This window comes from Paenibacillus pasadenensis, from assembly GCF_023715725.1.
GTDB lineage: Bacteria > Bacillota > Bacilli > Paenibacillales > Paenibacillaceae > Paenibacillus_O > Paenibacillus_O pasadenensis_A.
This window is the reverse complement of the sequence record NZ_JAMBOT010000005.1, coordinates 344,122-363,166: the sequence shown is the minus strand read 5'-3', so window position 1 is coordinate 363,166 and position 19,045 is coordinate 344,122. Positions and strand designations below refer to the sequence as shown.

Sequence of the window (19,045 nt, the reverse complement as noted above, 5' to 3'; positions counted from 1 at the left end):
AGATAATCCTCCTGTCGAATGACAAATCCCCTACAGTATAACATTCCTCTTTGGAGCGTTCATGGCCTGGATGTGGCGCGTCTATGTGCAAAATTGGCTTTATCGGTTCATATGCCACGTTTCCCCGTGAGGCAGCAAAACGATCCGATCCGCCTCAATTCCGCCGCTGCGCCGCGCGTTTTCCAGCCGTTCCAGCGCCTCCTGCGGCGTGTCGTCGGCCAGCTTAAATGTGCCGTAGTGCATCGGAACGAACAGCCGGGCTTTCGTATCGCAAAATGCCTGAAGCGCCTGCTCCGGCGTCGTATGCTGCGGCCCCATGAATTCCTCGGGATCGTACGCTCCTATCGGCAGCATCGCGACATCGATGCGGAATTTGCGGCCGATGTCCGCAAAGCCTCTGAAATACCCCGTATCTCCCGCAAAATAAACCGTCGGATACCGTCCCGCAAGCGGGCGCGGAGCGTCCGGATGAAACGGATCAAACACTCCCTCGTCCGCCCCGGGCTGGGCCTGATGCGGCTTCGGACCGGAGTCAGAGCTGCGGCGCGGGCTTGAGGCGCCGCTAGGTCCGGCCTGCTCGCTCCATGGCTTGCCGCTGCAGGCAGCTCCATCCGCCGGGGAGCCGGCGGTGCGGAGATTGGTCTCCTCCACCTGGCCCGGCGGCTGAGGCTGCGGCGGATGCGAGCTTTTGCCATGCAGCGTGGCTTCGCCGGGCTCGTGATCCAAGCCATGCTCGGGCTGGATGATCCAGCCGCCCCAGTGCGAGGAGTTCATATCCCACGGATTGCGGCGCGTCCAGTGCTGGCTCGGCACAAACGTCAGCTTCAAGCCGCGGAAGTGAAAGCTTTCCCACCAGTGCAGCTCATGAACTCGGGTAAAGCCCTTTCCCTTTAACTTGGCGCCGAGTCCCGCCGGAACGAGGATCGTTTTGGAGCCGCCGAGCCTGCGAAGCGAGTTGATATGCAGATGATCGTAATGGGAGTGGGACACCAGCACAAGATCGATCGGAGGCATCAGCTCCAGCGGCACGCCGGGAGGGGTCAGCCTTTTTTGCAGCGCCATTTTGCCCGACCAGACCGGGTCCGTAACGATATTAACGCCTGCCAGCTGCAGCAGGAAGGTGGAATGGCCGATCCAGGTCATGGACGGCTTGATGCGGTTATGATGAAGGAATTCCAGATCCGGCTTGCTGTTAGGCACGGTGAACGAATAGTCGCGCCCTTGCCGGTTCCAGATTTTTTCCTGTCTCCAGCGTTTAAAATGTTTGGATGTTTTCTGCGTCGTGACGGGATCCATGTTGCCGAATTTGGACTTGGCCATCTCGTTCATCCTTTCACAGGCTGCTAAAGCAGTGGGATGCAGGTCTGCTCCTACAATATCAATCCCGGCGAAAGGAAGCAATTCGCTTCACTGCGGGGAATGCGCTAAACTAGAAGCAGAGCTTCATTTTATTTACCCTTGAGCAGGAGGATCGAATAATGAATCTGATCTCCATTGAACCTACCCCAAGCCCGAACTCGATGAAGCTGAACGTCAACGAGACGCTTCCGCGCGGGCATCGTTATACGTATGTGCCGGCAGAGCCGGATTCCGCCCCGGAGCCGCTGCGCAGTCTGCTCGGCATTCCCGGCGTGCGCAGCCTGTTCCGCACGGCTGATTTTATTGCGCTCGACCGCAAGCCCAACGCTGATTGGGCCGCCATTCTGGCAGAAGCACGGCGAGTGCTTCAAGCGGAGGAAAGCGCCGGCTCCGCTGGTCCGGACGCCTCCAACGGCTTCGGCGAGGCGCATGTGCTCGTGCAAATGTTCCGCGGCATCCCGATTCAGGTCCGCGTCCGCATGGGCGACGGCGAAACGCGCGCAGCGCTGCCGCAGGCGTTTACGGAAGCGGTCAGCCGCGCCGCAGGCTCTTCGATGATTCGTGAGCGCAAGCTGGAGGAGTTTGGCGTTCGTTACGGCGACCCGGAGGACATCGCGGCCGAAATCGTGCGCGAGCTGGAGGCGTCCTATACGCCGGAGCGTCTGGATGCGCTCGTCCAAGCCTCGCTCGCAGCCGGGCCTGGCGAGCAGTCGGCTGCGCCGGCAACGGTGCGTCCGGCCTCGCTCAGCGCTGCCGAAGCTGAGCCGCTTATGGCTGCTGAGGACTGGCAGAGCCGCTACGCGGCGCTGGACCGGCTCGCGCCGGATGACGACGCGCTGCCGCTGCTGGAACGCGCGCTTGGCGACGAAAACGCCAGCATCCGCAGGCTGGCCGTCGTTTATCTCGGCGATTTCCGCGAGAATCCTCAAGCGCTGCCCCTGCTCATCCGCGCTCTTAGCGACAACTCGGCATCCGTGCGCCGCACCGCTGGCGATACGCTGTCCGATCTCGGCGACCCGGCCGCAACCGGCGCGATGATTACGGCGCTTTCCGACCGCAATAAGCTGGTCCGCTGGCGCGCCGCGCGTTTCCTGTACGAGGTCGGCGACGACAGCGCTCTGGAGGCGCTGGAGAAAGCGGCAGAGGACAGCGAGTTTGAAATCAAGCTGCAAGCGCAGATGGCGCTGGAGCGGATTCAACGCGGCGAGGAAGCCGCCGGTTCCGTATGGCAGCAGATGACCGCCATGCGGCGCAAGGAAGCCGGGGAAGCTGACGCTGACTAGGAGCGGTTAGCGCCAAATGAGTTAGCCAGCCTGCACTAGTGCAGGCTGGCGCAGTATTCTGTAGGCGCTGCGGCTAAGGTATACAAAAAGGCTGTCCCGCAAGTCACGTTATGTGACTCGGGGCAGCCTTTTTGTATTCATGGTTTAACGGGGGTTGCCCGCTCCGTAAGGTCGTTTGACGACCTTGCCAGAGCAGTTTACGCTTTTACATGCTCCGTAAGGTCGTTTGACGACCTTACCAGAGCAGGTTTGCGCTTTTGCATGCTCCGTAAGGTCGTTTGGTGACCTTACCAGAGCAGGTTTTCGCTTTTGCATGCTCCGTAAGGTCGTTTGGTGACCTTACCAGAGCAGGTTTGCGCTTTTACCCGCTCCGTAAGGTCGTTTGACGACCTTACCACGACCGGTTTTCGCTTTTACCCGCTCCGTAAGGTCGTTTCGCGACCTTACCACGGCAGGTTTTCGCTTTTACCCGCTTCGTAAGGTCGTTTGACGACCTTACCACGACCGGGTTCATCTTTTCCCCGGGTCAGCGGTAGCTTTCAGGGGCCTCGGGATAATCCTTCGTCCACTTATGGTCCTTCGCCATTTCGCTGTCCGAGAGCAAATAATACTTATGGCTCACTTCGTTTCCACGGTCCGGCAAGGGATCGTCCCATGTCGCGTCCAGATGGTACCAGCCTCCGCCCAGCCGAACGAGATTCCAGGCGTGGTCTCCCGATTCGACCGTTCCTTCGACGATCCGCGTTTCAATACCGGCGTCGTTCAGCATCCGGTACACAAGCAGCGCGTAGCCTTGGCAAACAGCGGAGCGAAGCGTCAGCGCCTCGTAGGCCGTATAGCGGGAAAGCGATTCGTCATAACGCACATGGCGGACGATCCAGTCATGAATGGCGCGGACCTTTTCCTCGTCGTCCATACCCGGATCCAGCAGCTCCTTCAGCATCGCTTTGGAGCGCTTCGCAACCGCGGCGCTCTGCTCCAACGTCTCACGGTATTCCGCCGTCATAGAGATGCTGGATTTACCGTTTGCGGAGCGGATTTTGTAGGCGTATGATTTCAGCACATAGGCGGTATAGTCCTCCTGGAAAAGCCCCTGCTGCACCAGCTCCGGCATTAAATCGACCAATTTTTCATGCTCGCCTTGAAAAGAGAGCTCAAACTTCGTTTGCCGCTGCTGAAAACCTTCCGCCAAACCGTTCACCAGAGCTGATCTAGAGTCCGTTTCTGACTGTGGAGCAGTCTTCTCATCCGCGGCTTCGTCCGCCAGTCCGGCGTCCAGTTCCATCGCTGGAACATCCTGACTTGCATTCGAATTCAGCTGTCCTTCCCGCTGATCGCTCTCGTCCGGCTCAGCCGGATCCAGGCCTGTTTCAGAGGAGACAGAAGCGTCTGCTTCTTCCCTCCGAATCTCTTCAAGACCGCTATCCGCCTGCTCCGACTCAGAGGAGGCAGAGACGCCCGCTTCCGGGACATTTTGCTTGTATGAATCCCCGTTGTCCGCTTCCCTCCGCATCTCTTCAAGGCCGCTATCCGCCTGTCCCGACACGGCAGCATCAGGAAGCCGGTCCGCCTGAACCGCTTCGTTCACTCTCGCTTCCACCACATATATGGATATTGCCAGCGAGAAGGCCAGCAGCAAATTCGCCATCCAGTGCCTCATGTCTCATCGCCTCCGGTTCCGATCCATCTTGTAACTATATGTGGACGATCCCGGTTTAGATGAATCAGTTTGCGCTATCGGTTGCTTTAACCGTTACAACAGCCGCCGGTGCAGCCGGAGCGTTCTCCATGCCCCGGTTCACATTGAAGCGATAGCGGAAAACAGCCAAAATAATCAGGATGGAGACAAAAAGCCCTGCGTAAATGTACATAAACACGTTTTGAACTCCCGCCTCCGCTTCCGCGCCGTTTCCAAAGCTGTCCAGAATACGGCTGTAGATGGCCCCTGCCGCCGCGCCTGACAAAAAGTTGAGCAAAGACATCAGTCCCATGCCCGCTCCCGCCTGCTCTTTTGGCAGAGTTAGAGAGATTGAATTCATCAGCGAGATTTGCAGCAGCATCTGCCCAAGCTGCCCGATAATGAGCAGTCCAGCCGCCAGCCATGGGGATACGCCCGCCAGCAATGCCATCAGCGCAAAACAAACCAGCAGCAGGCTTGCCGCCATATAAAAAACAACTCCGTTGCCCCTTCGGTCAGCAAGCCGTCCCGCGCTTCTGCCAAATGCTGCGGCGACCAAGGCAGCCGGCACCATCGCAAAACCGATCACTCCAGGCTGAAGCTCGTGAACGGACGCAAGCAGCTGAGGAGTGAGGAAGGGGATCGAATACCCTGCCGCCATCGCGATCATCGAGAGTACGAGTCCGTAACAGTAAATGCGATTGCGGAACAGCTCCGGCCGGATAAAAGGATCTTTGGCCGTGCGAAGCCGCCATACAAGCAGCGGAATAAGCGCAACTCCGGCTAAGGCAAACAGCCAGCTCCACTGCGTCAAACCAAGCAGCAGCAGCGCCGTCGCTCCCGCAATAAGCAGTCCGCCGGGAAGATCCAGCGTTCCTCCCTTGGCGGGTTCATCGTTCAGATAACGGCGGTAAAAAGGAAGTACGGCCACAATAATCAGCGGCGCGCAAAACAGCCATCTCCAGTGTACGGTGCTGACGATGAGAGCCGCAACAACCGGTCCAAGCGCATTGCCGAGCGCCAGAGCGGAGGCCGCCAAGCCAAGCGCCCTGCCCCGGACGGCCGGGGGAAAATAGCGGATCGGTATGATCATAGCTGATGCCGGAATAACCGCCGCTCCCGTCGCCTGAACTAACCGTCCGGTCAAAACCATGCCGTAACTGCTTGAGACGAGGCCGATTAACGAGCCGAGCAAAAAGAGCGCGAGCCCAAAGGTCAGTAAATTTTTCAGCCGGAACAGGTCGGCAAGCTTGCCGTAAACGGCGGAGCCGATCGCATAAATCAGCATATATCCGGTTGTCATCCAGCTCACCTCAGACAGAGATAAGCCGTACTCGGACTCCATCTGCGGCAGCACAATGTTAAACATGATGGCGCTCATTGATGCCAGCATCATCGTAAAGGAAAGGAGCCAGATCAGCTTTTCCCCGCCCTCCTTCGGCTTGTCGTCCGAAGAGATGCTCCCAGGTTCTTGCTTGTTTTTCATCGAATTATCCCCTCCTATTTCCAAAAATCACCCATGTATGCAAGTACACACTTGCAACTAGAGCAAAAAAAGACACGCCCTCCAAACGAGCCGCGCTGCGCTGCCCTGTCCTGCAGTTAAAGGAATAACCGCTCTTGAGCGAGATAGGAGCGGACCTGTTATCTTCGGTGCGGCAGCGCCGGGTTTACTTCGCTTTCAGGGCCTTTACAAAAATCTGAACCATATGCTGGATATACTGTTCCGTATCGCGGTCAGGCTCAGTCTGGTCGGAGTTCAGCCGGGAATTAAAATACCCGAAGTTTGTACATTGGTAGAATTCAGCGAGCAAGGCAGGATTGTCAGTCTCAATTTCCCCGCGCTCCTTCAGCCCGGTAAAATATTCGGTCAGCAGCTGGCGCAGCTTCTCCGGATGCCGGGAGCTGGCATTTTTGTCGATCGGAAGGCTGTTTCCTTCCTTATGCACGATGGAAAACAGCTTTTTGTTGCGGAACATTGTGCTCTGATACGTTCTGGCGATGAGCAGCAAATCGCTCTCCAGCTCTCCAGTCAGCCGATTGTGAAACAATTCGATCATGATATCGGCATAGCAAAAACGATCTAACGCCGCTTCCAGCAGCTTCGCCTTATTGCCGTAATGGCGAAACAGCGTAACTTCGTTAACTCCAGCCTTTGCGGCAATCTCTTTGGTAGAAGCGCCGTTGTAACCTTTCATCGACATTACATCAATCGCCGCCAGCAGCAGCTTTTCAGCGGTAGAAATCTGTGACTGCATAACGCTTTGCTCTCCTTTCTATACAGCGGCCTTGCGGCTGCAGCGTATGAGACGGATTCAGCTCCGTCTAAGTAAAGGCATCCGCGCCAAATGCAAGCAACCACTTACATGCATCAGTATAAGGCTCCAATATTTCCCGGTCAATAAGCAAATGCGGATTAAATAAGAGACTCCGTGTTAACAAGCCGCGCTCCGCCGGAAACGTTTCGACGCCAAACACCCCTGTCTTTAGTAAGACAGAGGTGTTTCTTGCAGATTTTACTGAACGAAGACGGCCTGCCGAAATGCCCGCTGCGCTTGGATTATAGGCTTACTCAGCGCACTGCACGGGCATGCTCTACAGCTCCCAGTCCTCGCGCACAGCCAGGTAAAGCGCCGCCAGATAACCCCGGATATCGCTGTAGCGTGTCCGTTCATGTCCAAGCTTCAGTGTAAAATGCTCCCAGATCCGCTGCTCCAGCCCGCTCACCTCGGTTTTGGGAGACGGATCCATCCGATCCGCCCAGCCCTGCAGCAGATGCCAGTCCTGTTCCTGCAGCAGCGCCCGGCGGGCGTCGGCAAGCTCCAGATCGGGGAGAATTCCGCCTCTCTTTTGCATCGCAGCGATCCGTTTGTCGATGCGGCTGCGGCGGCTGCGATGCTCCGCGCTGGCTTCGGCGACAACAATCGTTCCGGCGACCATGTCGCCAATCCGATTATCGCGGCGGCTGAACAGAATGGCGACTCCGCCAGCAAAATAACCCATCGGCAAAAAATCGAGCAGCCGGAACAGATTGCGGATGACAACCGGCAAAATGGTGGCGGATTGCCCGTGCTGCATCAGGACGCGCAGTCCGACCGCTTTTTTGCCAATTGTCTGCCCGCCCCAATAAGCCTCCATTACGATGAAATAACCGACATTCAACACAATGAGAAAGATAAAAATCCCGGCAAACAGGTAGTCGTACCCATCGTTTGGAAACCAGGTCGAGGAAAGAAAAAAAACGATGCCTGCCGCGCCAAACAAAATGAGCGCCGATGCGGCGATAAGCAGCAGGACGTCGATCAGATGCGCAATCGCCCGGCTGCCGAGCCCGGCGGTCCGGTAACGCAGGCGTACCTGCTCCGGCGTCAAAAACTGAGTTTCCTTTTCGATGGAGGAATTAAAGTGCATTACGTCGTTCCTTTCCCGGAAAAAGCGGCTGACATGCCGCCTCCCGACTGTCCGGCCTTTGGTCCGCGCGCGGTTCCATGCCAGTAATAGGCCGCGCACGCCGCCAGAGTGAGACCGGCAATGCAGTATTTGAGCCATAACGGCAGGGTGGCGGGTGTGATGTATCCTTCAATGAGCCCGGCAATGACAAATAGCGGAAGCGTGCCAAGCAGCAGCAGCGCCGACTCCTTCGCGGAGCGGATAAATTGCAGCCTGCGCGGCAGCTCGCCGGGCACAAAAAAGCTGTACCCCATATAAAAACCCGCTCCTCCTGCGATGAAAATTGCTAACAGCTCAATAACACCATGGGGCAATATGTAGGCCCAAAATGTATACGTGTATCCGGCCTGTGCGAACACGGCTGCAAGAGCCCCGATCAGCAGGCCGTTAAACACCATCAGATAAAGCGTCAGAAAGCCAAGCGTCACACCGCTAATAAAGGCCAGAGCGGCAACCCGGATGTTGTTCGTCATAATCTCAGCTGACATAATCGCGCTGTTCAGATCGCCCCGGTCGGAATTAACAAGCGCCGGATTTATCCCATCAGCCATACCCGCCGGCAGCACGGCATGAATGGCTGCCGGATTGGCGCCAATCGCCAAATAGCCAAGCACCCCGCCAAAACCGAACAGCAGCCCTGCCAGCAGGACAAAGGGCAGACGCTGTTTGATCAGCATCGGGAAGCCGTACAGCATAAACTGCAGCGGACGGCTTTGTCCTGCCGCCCCGCCGGCATGCAGCTGATTATGCGACCGGGAAACGAGGTCGTTCAGCAGCGCAGTCGTCTCGCTTGCCGGAGCATAGGTCTGCAAATACGCCAGATGCGCCGAGGCGGTCCGGTACAGCTCCGCGAAACGGTCCAGCTGGCCGGCGTCAGCGCGGGCCTTGCGCTTGCCGAGCGCAGCAAGCAGAGCCTCCAGCTCCGCCCAGGCGGGCTTGTTGCGGCGGATAAATGAAGTTGTGTCCATGAAGCACCTCCTTTGCCGCTATCCCAGCAGTCCCCGGTCGCGGATGTCCAAATAGGCGTTAACCGAGCTAATTGCAAGCTGATCCGGCGCTGCGTCCAGCATCGGTATCCCGCTGCTGCCCATGCGGCGGACGATCAGCTGCCGCTCCAGCGCATACGATGCGGCAACGCTCTGCACATAGGCCTCGGCTGCCGTATCCGGCCTCGACTCCTCAAGCTGCCGCAGCACCGGATTTTGCAGCGACATGAGCAACAGATGATGCTGCTTGCGGACTTTTGCCGCATACGGAAGCAGCTCGGCGTCTTGCAGGTAGTGGTCCATATCGGAGAACAGCACCGCGAACGAACGCTTACGGATGCGGCTCAGCAAAAATCCAAGGCCGACCGCCGATCCCGCTTCGCTGAAATCGCTGCGGATTTCACTCGCCGACCGGGTAAGCGTCTGCAAATGCGCAAGCCCGCGGCCCGGCGGAATATACAGCTTTACGCTGCTGGAATAGGCGATCAGCGCAACCTGATCCCCCTGCCGCAAAGCGGCCGCGGCCAGCGTCAGCGCCGCCTCCAGCGAGCGTTCCAGCTTCACCTGTCCATCGAGCTCCACGCCCATTTGACGGCCGCAATCGAGCAGCAGCACGAGCGTTTTGCCCTTTTCGGGCCGGTACAGATTCGTCAGCAGCCGTCCCGTGCGCGCCGTCGCCCGCCAGTTCACCTCGCGGATATCGTCGCCAGGTGCGTATTCGCGGATCGCATCGAACTCGCTGCCGCCGCGCTGGCGGCGGTGAATGCGTTTCCCGTCGATGAGCAGAGAATCCTGTGCGGAAGCGAGCACGCTGCGCACGCCGGACAAATCCGGATCAATACGGATGTCGTCCTCCACCTTCAGCTGGGTCTGCTTTCTCCACAAGCCGAGCGCTCCGCTCCAGCGCATGTCTACCTCGCGGAAGCGGTACACGCCGCGCTCTGTCGCGGCAAGATGATACACAAATGTGCGTGAGCGAAGCAGCATACCGCCAACCGTTCTTCCGTCAGGCCGGTCGAACGTGGCCGGGATATCGTCGGCCAGCTCAACCCGCACTGCGGCCTGGGAGCGGCAAACAACGTCGAGTTCAACCTCGAACATGCGGCGGATTTCCGAGCTTGAGGGCAGCTGGCGGCGCACGGTCCAGACGAGCGAGCGCGGCAGCAGCGCCAGATCAATCGCCGACAAGGCGAGCAGCGCTCCGCACCAGATTGCAAACACAAGCCAGTGCTGGCCAATCGCTGCGGCAGCCGAGGTAGCGACTGCCCCTCCTGCCGTCAGCGCCGCCATGCGGCGCGTCGGCAGCGGGCTGCGCCGGAGCAGCCTAGCGAGGAACCGGAACCGATGCCAGCGTTTGCCGGATGATGCTTTCACCGGTCATCCCCTCCAGTTCCGCCTGCGGCGTAAGCAGCAGCCGGTGGCGAAGCACCGGCAGCGCCATTTCCTTAATGTCGTCAGGCGTCATATAGTTTCTGCCTTCCAGCAGCGCCCAGGCGGACGCAGCCCGCAGCAGCGCGATGCCGGCACGCGGACTTGCGCCGAGCCCAACGCCGTCGGTTTCCCGGGTCGCCCGGACAAGAGCAGCAGCATAAGCGTAAAGCGCGTCTTCCACGACGACGTCGCCCACTTTGCCTTGCAGCTCGCGAATTTCTTCCGCTGTAACGACTGGCTCTGGCTGAACTTCCGTTATGCCAGCCGCTTGGCGGTGATTCCGCAAAATATCGATCTCCGCCTGCTCCGCCGGGTAATCCAGCACCAGCTTGAACAGAAAGCGGTCCAGCTGCGCCTCCGGCAGCGGATAGGTTCCGTCGTACTCCACCGGATTTTGCGTTGCCGCGACAAAAAACGGCTCCGGCAGCGGGTATGTCGTGCCCTGAATCGTTACCTGCCGCTCTTCCATCGCCTCCAGAAGCGCAGCCTGCGTTTTTGGTCCGGAGCGGTTAATTTCGTCGGCCAGCAGCACGTTGGTGAAAATGGGGCCTTTGACGACGGAAAAGCTCTGCTCCTGCATGTTGTAGGTAACACTGCCCGTAATATCTCCGGGAAGCAGATCCGGCGTGAACTGAATGCGACGCCAGCCGCAGCCCGAAAGCACCGCCAGCTGCCGCGCTAGGCTTGTTTTGCCGAGGCCCGGCACTCCTTCCAGCAGTACATGCCCGCCCGCGATTAGCGCGGTGACAAGCAGGCGTATGTTGCGGTTCTGTCCATGAATTCGCCGTTCCAGCGATTCCAGCAAATGATTCAATGTATCTCTCCCCTTCCAGACGGACGGCTGCCTCGCAGCAGTTCCGCCAGCTCGCTCGTTTCTCTCGATCTTGCGACAAACTCCCGTTTGGCCGCCTTGCGCCCGGAGGCTGCAATCGGCCGTTCCTCCAATGCGCGCTGCAGCCGCTGCGCATCCGCCTCGCTCCAGCGGCTTGCCGCTGCGGCAGCCGCCTGCTCCGGCGTGGCCGCGGCGTTTAGTCCCCAGCGCTGGGACAGCTGCTGGCGCAGCCGCCGCCGCTGCCGGTCCAGCGCATCGTCCATAAGCCCGAAGCGCTCATACCAGGAAGCGAGCGCCCGCGCCGTTTCATCGCCGCGCCGCACCGACCACTCCCGCGGAATGCGTACCGGTCCGAACCGTTTGCCGGCATGCCACAGCCATAGGAGCAGCCCGATCAGCAGCAAGATGCTCGACAGCAACAGCCAATCGGGATATACGGCGAACATACCCTTTTTCGAAACATAGCCGTGATGCTGCTCATCAAACATAATTTCCGGCCAGCCGCCCGCCAGCAGAGCTCCGATCAGCTCGGGATGCGAGGCGTTCAACGCCGCTTCGTTCTGCATCCAGCGCGGCTCCACAACGAGCGTGGCACTGCCCGCGCCTACCTTCACCCGGCCTGCCAAAACCCCATTGCCGTCAGTCACCAGCGGCTCCAGACCATCTGCATTCTCGATACGCGAGTCCGTCGTTACTTCCGCCGTGTAATCTCCCGCACCTAACGCCTTAACATTAACAACGGAAACCTTTGGCGCCTCCTTGCCGTTTTGGCCATCCCCCGGCCCTTTGCCCTCTTTCTCTGCCGCCTCTCCGGCTGCCGACTGCATGCCGGTCAGATTCCAATAGTCGGATTCGTTATCCCGGCTGCTGAGCAGCAGCAGATGATTTCCGGCGCGAAGCCAGCGATCCATCGCTTCCCATTCCTTAGGCGGAATTTGCCCTGGACCAGCCGCGATAAGCAGTCTGCCGGAGCCCTCGGCAGGAAGCTCCTCCCACCGGAGGCGCCACTCGCCGACCGGAGCCTGGCGTTTTTCCAGCAGCTCACGCCAGGCTTTGACGCCGTCCGTATCCGCCGAAAAGCTAAGGTTAGGGGCTTCATCCTTCAGCTGCGGCCGAGCCAGAAATAAACCAAGCAGCAGAAACAATGCCGCTGCGGCAATAAACATGCCGTTTTTCAATTTCAATTGCGCCCCTCCTCCCCGGCAGCCGACACGGCTGCAAACAGAGCGCGGATTTCCCCGAACAGCTCCTCTGAGCCCTCCAGCCGGCCGTACCATACCCGCTCAAAAAGCGCCATCGCTTCTTTCAGCGAAGAGGCGTGAGGCGAGCCCGCCTGAGACAGCTCGTCCAAATACTCCCGGTTCGTCTTCCAAGCTTCAACGCGCAGCGCCCCGGATTCCTCCAAATAGAAAAGCAGGGCCAGAAAGACGGCACGGATGCCGTCTCTCCAGTTCCCCTCTGCGCCAAGCCTGTCGCCAAGCTCGGCATAATGCCGCCAGGAGCGGCTCTCCTCATTGGGATGCAGCCAATCGCCGGAGCGATGGCGACCGCCGCGGCCCCGCCGGCTCAGCAGCAGCCAGGTAAGCCAAACGATGAATGCAGTCAACGCCAGAACAATCAGAACTGCCAGCAAGCTGATCGTCCCTTCTCCCGGCTTAAGGCTCGGAAAAAGAGCGTTCAGCAGCCACCTGAGCTGCTCCAGCAGCCAATCCCACAAAGAAAAGCCCGGCTCCTTGCGATACGCCGTATACTCCTCCCCCGTGAGAATGCTTTCCAGCTCGCGGCGTTCATTCATGGACGGCTTCCACCCTCAGGACCGCCGCTTTCTCCACCGTTACCGGTCTGTTCGCCGCCATCGGCGCCATCGTTCCGTGAATCCTGCTTGAGCTCCTCGTCGCCAGAGCCCCGGCCTCCTTGCATCCCGCCGCCCCATGACGCAGGCGGAGCTGGAGGCGTTTGGCCGGCATACGGATCGGCGTTATTCAGCAATTGGTCCAGCCCAAAGCCCTCGCGGCGCACGCGCAGGTCAAAAAAGGCAATAGCATACGGCAGCACCCACAGCGAGCCGAGCAGAATTGAAACTAAGGAATCGACAATGTAGGCAAACTTGCCTCCGCCAAATAAAGCCTCTGTCCCGAGACTTATTACACTGGTGAAGATGGTCAGAATGATAAAAAGCACGATAAAGAGCAGAAACAGCCTCCAGAAGTTTCCTTTTGTTAACCGCCAGCTCGAGCCGATTCCAGTTCCGCTTTCGCCAAGCGCGACATACGGCAAATAAAAGGCCCAGCGGATGCCGAGAAACGTTACAAGCAGCAGCAAAGCAAGGAAACCGAGAAAAATCAGAATGGTAGCGCCGCCGGAAAGCCCGCCATTACCGGATAACGCTAAGCTGATCAGGATAGCGAATACAGATACTGCTCCCACAGCGATGACGATATACATCACAAACATAATGAAAAAGTAAAGCAGAGTAGTGCCGGTTAGAGGCCAGAAGCGGCGGAAGCCGCGTTTCAGCAGCTCGCCTGCTCCGGGAATCGCCTCGCCACGCACATGCGCTTGCACCAGATGCACAATAGCCGCCATTGACGCAGGACCAAGGATCAGTGTGAGCAGCAAGCCGAGAATAATGGAGATCACTTCGCCCGCTCCAATCATTGCATCCTCTGCCGCTGTCGTTTCAATATATTGATCAAAATTTCCGTTCTGTAAGCTATCCATAAGACCGGAATAAGCACTTCCGCCTTCGCCTGCCAGACCGATTGAAACCAGGCTGACAGGCCCGTAAAGCGCCAGCATTATGATGGCCAATGTTGTAAAATGCGTGCGGTACAGCTGGAAGCTGCTGTCCAAAATCCGGCCGATTCCCATCGGCCGCAGCTGTTGTGGCTGCTGCATTCATTACTCCTCCAGTTCGTATGTACATTAATTTGTTCCATATGGTTTACTTCAGCATATCCGTCTGTTTTCAACCATTATTTCAGAAACACTTTCAACATTATACACGAATTGACTTTCCATAGCCGTTTATTTCTTCCTTAACATCCCAATTTTTAATTTCGGTTACCATAACCTCCGGCAATTCGTGTCAGCTGCTCCAGCACCCCGCTGCCGCTGTCCAGCGACACGCTGCCCATCCGCTCAAACAGCCTTTCCAGCACCTCAAGCTCTTTCAGCCGGTACAGCGTGGCATTTTCCTCCATGAGCCGGGCTGTATTCAGCAGGCTTCGGGTCGAGGCAGTCTCCTCGCGGCGTGTGATCAGATTGGCCTGGGCTTTTTTCTCTGCGAGCAGAACGGTATTTAATATATCGCGGATCTCCCCTGGCAAAATGATATCCTTAATGCCCCCGCTTAAAAATTCGACCCCGTACACGGCACCGGCTTCGAGGAGGCCGGACAATGCTTTAGCGGCCGTTTCCTCACGCGAGGAAAGCAGCGCGTCCAGCGTCATGCCGCTGATCAGATCGCGCAATATGAGCTGCATGGAGATATAAAGCTGCTCCGGCAGCGATTTGACCTCAAGCGTAAGTGCAGGGTTCGAGATCCGGTACTGGCTGGCAAAATTAAGCCGCAGCGTAATTTTGTCGGCGGTCATCATCTCCTGTCCGAGCAGATCGAGCTGTTGGCGGCGCAGATCGACTTTTTTGACGGCGGCCTTGACGGGCCCTTTCCAGAAGCGGTACCGCCCTGGCCCAAGCTCGCGCTGAAACATATGATCATAGTAAAGGAATCCGCGCTCCCAGCTTTCAATCTCTATGACGTGCAAGTAGGAATCTAACCGCTGCATAAGCTCCGGGCTAAGCGAGCCTTCTGCCTCGGGATTACGCGTGTCGATGCGTTTAAAGCTGTGTGTGCCCGCCGCTTTCCAGAAGGCGTAAACTCCTGGCGAGAGCAGCGCCTCGAAACGTCCGTCCAGGTAACGCAGCACGTATTCCTCATCCGCAACTTCTACAACCTCCAGCTCTTGGGCTAAACGCTGGTCTTGCAAGTAGGCCGATAACGGACCGTCTGCCGGAAAAAACGGAAGGTCGATGCGCTGAATTTCCGCCGTCTCGCCTCTCCATAGGTTCAGCTGCCGCGTACCCGGCTGAAGCAGCCCGGCAAAACTGCCTCTTCGATACAGCAGTCCCCTTTCGCCCGTTTTAATCGTTGCCATTTTGAACATGGAATCAGCTCCTTTTATACGTATGGCCTCATTGGCCGTTGCATTCTCCCTGGGATGGCGGCAGCCGGCCCGCTTCGGCGCACCGCAGGCTAAGCGGAGCGCACGGTGTGAATCGGCGGCTTACCCCGTTCGGATAAACAGCTGCGCATCGAGGCTCCAGCCCATGCTGGCGCCTTGCCTCGAAATCATGCTGCTGCCCATCGCGACAGGCTTCGCCGCCGCCAGCGCCGGCGCTGCAAGGCTTTCCCGCAGTTTGCCGCCAATGCTGCGCGGCAGGCGCCGAATTGGACCGAATGCCTTTCCATCAGTTAGTGCGGTATATGCCGCATATTCACCAAGAACCACCGCTGGGGATGGCCGGGATTCGAACCCGGTTCAGTTGGAGAAGGCCGGCAAAAGAATACCTTGGCGCATCGCGCCAGGCACTGCGGAATAAGGCCGGTTGCCGATATTCCTGCCTGCTGCTCTTGCCTTCGAGATTTATAGTAACGGCGCTCCCGCTCCCGGAACAGGGCGTAAGTATGGCGAAGCTAACGGAATACCAAAAAGTACCGGCAGGATTTTACTTAAAAAGGATGGAATTAATAGGGTTCGGATAAACAGCTTATCTTCAACCCGCTGCTTTTGAGTGTGGGTTTTCATAGGGGTGTTCAAAATCGCAAGAGAAAGCTTTGACAAAGAAATTGAGCTTCTGCGCATGCTGGTGCTCACGGGAGGCAGCTACAGCCGGAAGGAGTCAGCGGACCGGCTCGGAATTTCCGTACATACGCTTGATAAAGCGCTGCGGCGGCTCAAGGAAGTGGCGGCAGGCAGCACCTTCATAACCTCCGTTGAGTTGGAAGAAACGGATGATAGCGCTGCTCTTACAGGCGCGCGCTGCTCACGGCCCGCGTTAACCGCAGGCCTGCCTCAGCTGCTTCAGCACCGCCGCCATGCGGGTCGGGACCCGCTGCTGCTCTTTCTTTTCCGCGCTAAGTCGCTCAAAGAATCGGAGACGATCCGTCTCGCGATTCTACTGGAAGCTCTGCAGCACGGCCCAATTACCGCCTCCGAGCTGCTTGAGGCCTGCTCGGCCGCCATGCCGGAAGAAGCCTCGCTCCCCGACGAAAAGACGATTCGTTCCGATCTGGCCTATTTGGAGACGGCCGGAATCGTCGCCCGCAGCGGGCAGCGTCCGTTCCGCTTTCGGCTCCGCAATGAGCTGTGGAGCCAGCTGGAGCCGGAGGAGCTGCAGCGGCTGGAGCTTTTTGTGCATGTTATGGCTGGCACCCGCGTTCCATCGGTGCAAGGATTTCTGCTGCAGGACAGCCTCCGGCGCAGTCTTGGCGAGACGGAATGCCTCAGCGCCCGGACGGGCTTCGCCTACCATTACGACTGCCGCATTCTCGATGAAGCATACTTGTATCCGCTGCTTTCCGCTATCGAGGACGGAATACAGGTCACGTTTGATTACTTGACGCCTAAGTCGGACAGCCGTTATGCGGCGCGCGGGACCAATCCGCTGCATGCCCGCCACAGTCCCGCGCGGAAAGTAACGCTGCTCCCGCTCAAAACGATTTACGACCACCAGTACGGGCGCTGGTATGTACTCGGATTTAACCGCGCGCTCGGATTGGCGACCTGGCGAATGGAGGGCATTAGCGGACTGGAGCGGGGCTTGCCCGCCGAGCCGGATTTAGTCGAGCGCAAGCAAATTCAATTGCAGGAGAAGACGCGCACAAGCTGGCTAGTCGATCTTGGCCAGCCGGTCCACGTTTCGGTCCGTTTCTTCCGGCCCCAGGGGATCCGTTATGATTTTGTGCGTGAGCGGGTGCTGCTTCAAGGACAATGGGGCACGGTGAGCGACGAGGGAGCGCAATCGTTCCGTTTCGACATTGAAGTAAACGGAACGCGCGAAATACGCCCGTGGCTGCGCAGCTTCGGCTCCAGCTGCGAGGTGCTTGCGCCGGAGGAGCTGCGACGGGAAATGATCGAGGAATGGAAGGAGATTTCCGAATTTTATGAGCCTGTTTGATAAAGTCCATAACTATGAGCTGAGCCGGCGCCTTGCCAGCAGCGGCGCAATTGCGGTCACGGGCAGCGAACGCTCCTGGCTGCGGCTCATGCTGGAGCATCCATCCGCCTCCTCCTTTCTCGGCGCGGCGGCGCTGGACAAGCTTCGGCTGCTGCTCCAGGAGGATCCGCCACTGCAGCTTGAGCATCTGACGGAAAAAGCCCGCAGCCGCGAGCGGCGGCTGTTCAACCCGCTGCTGCCGCAGCTGGCCGGTTTCATCTGCAGCCGCAGCGGGCTGAAGCTCACCTACGAAGTAAAAGAAGGCGGAATCCGCCACCATGTTTCCGGGTACCCTTACCGGCTTGAATACGCCATGTCCACCAAGGAGTGGTACTTGTTATGGCATCGATTCCGCGGCCGTCCGTTAATGCGCACCCGCCTTTCCTATATTCACGGAGCCGAGCCTTTGGAGCTTTCCGCCGGAGAAGCGGACAGGCTTGATGCCCGCATTGCTTCTTTAACGGCCAAGCGCCGGACGACCGCGCTTCTTGAATTGCTGCCTCGTTATAACCGGGAGCTTTCCCGTATTTTATACGCGCTTTCTTGTTTTGGGCAGGAGGTGCAGTACGATTCCGAGAGCGGGATGTACCGCATTGAGATTACTTATTCCAAGGACGAATCCGGATATTTGCTGCAAAAGCTTCGTTTTCTCGGCAAGCGGGTGCGGATTATTGCAGGAGCCGGGCTGCAAAATGAACTACGAGCCAGCGCCATGAAGGCGCTGGCCCGGTATGGGATCGCGATAGAAGAGAAAGCTGAATGAAATGGATGAGTTAACCTACAACATTATCTCGACGGATTCCTCTGGTCTGATTACAGGTCTTGACTAGCGTCCAGCCGCACGTAGATGGATTTTCAAATCGGTTACATCCTCCGTTGTGGCTGTAACCTGGTCGAATGTCAGATCAAGGCGCTTTTCAATCCGATCCAATCTTTCATTCGTCTGGCGGAAGCCTTCCTCTTGATTCGTTTCCAGAGTTGCAAGGCGGCCTTCCACAACTTCAAACCGCTTGTCCATATTGTCCAAGCGTCTGTCTACATTGTCCAGGCGCTTGTCTACATCCTCCAGACGTTTGTCTACATTGTCCAGTCGTTTGTCTACATCCTCCAGGCGCTTGTCTACATCCTCCAGGCGTTTGTCTACATTGTCCAGTCGTTTGTCTACATCCTCCAGGCGCTTGTCTACATCCTCCAGGCGTTTGTCTACATTGTCCAGGCGTTTGTCTACGGTGTCAAACCGACGGTCCATTTCATCAAAACGGCCATTCATGCCTTTGACAACACCAATGAGCTCTCTTAACATCTCTTCCATCGACGCAGCCCCCCCTTGTGTCTCCTTCCAATAGTATAATAAATAAACTCATAAGTTTCAATGAACTTATGAGTTTATTTATGTGCATGGCCGCAGCACTAATAGCTCGTTCCTAAAGCGGAACCCGCCTCTCCCTATAACTGCCGCCAAAGCCCTTTGCTATCGTTCACGAACTTCCCACGGGCGGGGAATCCATAAACGATACTATTACCAAAACCTAACACAACTGAGAAGCGGTATTCGTCTCTTTTGGCCACTTTTGAAAACCTAACGCAACTTAGAAGCGTTATAGCGCGACTTTTGAGGCAATAAGGCACTTAAATGCCCCAATAAGACGGCTCAGTTGCGTTACATTCCAAAAAGGGCTTAAATCTCTCGAATAAGCCTTTCCAGTTGCGTTAGAAGCAAGCCAGCAGCTGCGGGCTGCAAAAAAAGCCAAAAGCCGCGCCCCATAAACGTCCGCATTTAACCATCGGATTCTACCGTTATCAAACG

Annotated in this window: 17 protein-coding genes; 3 read left to right on the top strand and 14 right to left on the bottom strand. The window is 57.6% G+C overall.

From position 1 onward, the window contains the following. Positions 1–99: 99 nt before the first annotated feature. Positions 100–1,320, bottom strand: a complete 1,221-nt coding sequence (locus M3223_RS15280; protein ID WP_251562945.1) for an MBL fold metallo-hydrolase — start codon at positions 1,318–1,320, stop codon at positions 100–102. Between the two features lie 158 nt (positions 1,321–1,478). On the opposite strand from M3223_RS15280, the gene M3223_RS15275 reads away from it, so the two are divergent. Further along, positions 1,479–2,642 carry a virulence factor gene (locus M3223_RS15275; RefSeq protein ID WP_251562943.1) on the top strand — a complete coding sequence of 388 codons (1,164 nt, stop codon included), beginning with the start codon at positions 1,479–1,481 and terminating at the stop codon, positions 2,640–2,642. A 526-nt stretch (positions 2,643–3,168) separates the two neighbouring features. On the opposite strand, the gene M3223_RS15270 is transcribed toward M3223_RS15275, so the two are convergent. The 12 genes from M3223_RS15270 to M3223_RS15215 form a co-directional block, all read right to left on the bottom strand. Continuing rightward, entirely contained in the window at positions 3,169–4,302 is a 1,134-nt protein-coding gene (locus tag M3223_RS15270) for a transglutaminase domain-containing protein (protein WP_251562941.1), read from the bottom strand. 64 nt (positions 4,303–4,366) lie between these two features. Further along, complete coding sequence (locus tag M3223_RS15265; RefSeq protein ID WP_251562939.1) at positions 4,367–5,806, bottom strand: MFS transporter; 1,440 nt, start codon at positions 5,804–5,806, stop codon at positions 4,367–4,369. 184 nt (positions 5,807–5,990) lie between these two features. Continuing rightward, positions 5,991–6,578, bottom strand: coding sequence for a TetR/AcrR family transcriptional regulator (locus tag M3223_RS15260; RefSeq protein ID WP_251562937.1), 588 nt, complete (start codon positions 6,576–6,578; stop codon positions 5,991–5,993). A gap of 337 nt (positions 6,579–6,915) precedes the next feature. Further along, positions 6,916–7,731, bottom strand: a complete 816-nt coding sequence (locus M3223_RS15255; protein ID WP_251562935.1) for an RDD family protein — start codon at positions 7,729–7,731, stop codon at positions 6,916–6,918. After that, positions 7,731–8,738, bottom strand: a complete 1,008-nt coding sequence (locus M3223_RS15250) for a stage II sporulation protein M (RefSeq protein ID WP_251562933.1) — start codon at positions 8,736–8,738, stop codon at positions 7,731–7,733. The genes M3223_RS15255 and M3223_RS15250 overlap by 1 nt, the downstream gene beginning before the upstream one ends. A gap of 18 nt (positions 8,739–8,756) precedes the next feature. Further along, positions 8,757–10,130 (bottom strand): DUF58 domain-containing protein, encoded by a 1,374-nt coding sequence (locus M3223_RS15245; RefSeq protein WP_251562930.1) that lies wholly within the window; start codon positions 10,128–10,130, stop codon positions 8,757–8,759. Beyond that, positions 10,081–11,001 (bottom strand): AAA family ATPase, encoded by a 921-nt coding sequence (locus tag M3223_RS15240; protein ID WP_251562928.1) that lies wholly within the window; start codon positions 10,999–11,001, stop codon positions 10,081–10,083. Before M3223_RS15240 ends, M3223_RS15245 begins: the two co-directional genes overlap by 50 nt. Then, positions 10,998–12,203 carry a DUF4350 domain-containing protein gene (locus M3223_RS15235; protein WP_251562926.1) on the bottom strand — a complete coding sequence of 402 codons (1,206 nt, stop codon included), beginning with the start codon at positions 12,201–12,203 and terminating at the stop codon, positions 10,998–11,000. The genes M3223_RS15240 and M3223_RS15235 overlap by 4 nt, the downstream gene beginning before the upstream one ends. Beyond that, complete coding sequence (locus M3223_RS15230) at positions 12,200–12,814, bottom strand: DUF4129 domain-containing protein (protein WP_251562924.1); 615 nt, start codon at positions 12,812–12,814, stop codon at positions 12,200–12,202. Before M3223_RS15230 ends, M3223_RS15235 begins: the two co-directional genes overlap by 4 nt. Beyond that, the gene (locus M3223_RS15225) at positions 12,811–13,917 is read right to left on the bottom strand and encodes a glycerophosphoryl diester phosphodiesterase membrane domain-containing protein (RefSeq protein ID WP_251562922.1); all 1,107 of its coding nucleotides are present in this window, start codon (positions 13,915–13,917) and stop codon (positions 12,811–12,813) included. The genes M3223_RS15230 and M3223_RS15225 overlap by 4 nt, the downstream gene beginning before the upstream one ends. A gap of 155 nt (positions 13,918–14,072) precedes the next feature. After that, positions 14,073–15,185, bottom strand: coding sequence for a slipin family protein (locus M3223_RS15220; RefSeq protein ID WP_251562921.1), 1,113 nt, complete (start codon positions 15,183–15,185; stop codon positions 14,073–14,075). Positions 15,186–15,305: 120 nt separating this feature from the next. Beyond that, the gene (locus M3223_RS15215; RefSeq protein ID WP_251562919.1) at positions 15,306–15,530 is read right to left on the bottom strand and encodes a hypothetical protein; all 225 of its coding nucleotides are present in this window, start codon (positions 15,528–15,530) and stop codon (positions 15,306–15,308) included. A gap of 310 nt (positions 15,531–15,840) precedes the next feature. Here M3223_RS15215 and M3223_RS15210 point away from each other — a divergent pair, with 310 nt between their 5' ends. Both M3223_RS15210 and M3223_RS15205 read left to right on the top strand, forming a co-directional pair. Further along, positions 15,841–17,199, top strand: coding sequence for a helix-turn-helix transcriptional regulator (locus tag M3223_RS15210; RefSeq protein WP_251563025.1), 1,359 nt, complete (start codon positions 15,841–15,843; stop codon positions 17,197–17,199). Further along, positions 17,186–18,001 carry a WYL domain-containing protein gene (locus tag M3223_RS15205; RefSeq protein WP_251562917.1) on the top strand — a complete coding sequence of 272 codons (816 nt, stop codon included), beginning with the start codon at positions 17,186–17,188 and terminating at the stop codon, positions 17,999–18,001. The genes M3223_RS15210 and M3223_RS15205 overlap by 14 nt, the downstream gene beginning before the upstream one ends. Before the next feature lie 63 nt (positions 18,002–18,064). Here the strand turns inward: M3223_RS15205 and M3223_RS15200 are convergent, their stop codons facing one another. Next, on the bottom strand, positions 18,065–18,550 hold the full coding sequence (locus tag M3223_RS15200) for an LA_3659 family protein (RefSeq protein ID WP_251562915.1): 486 nt from the start codon (positions 18,548–18,550) through the stop codon (positions 18,065–18,067). Positions 18,551–19,045 lie beyond the last annotated feature (495 nt).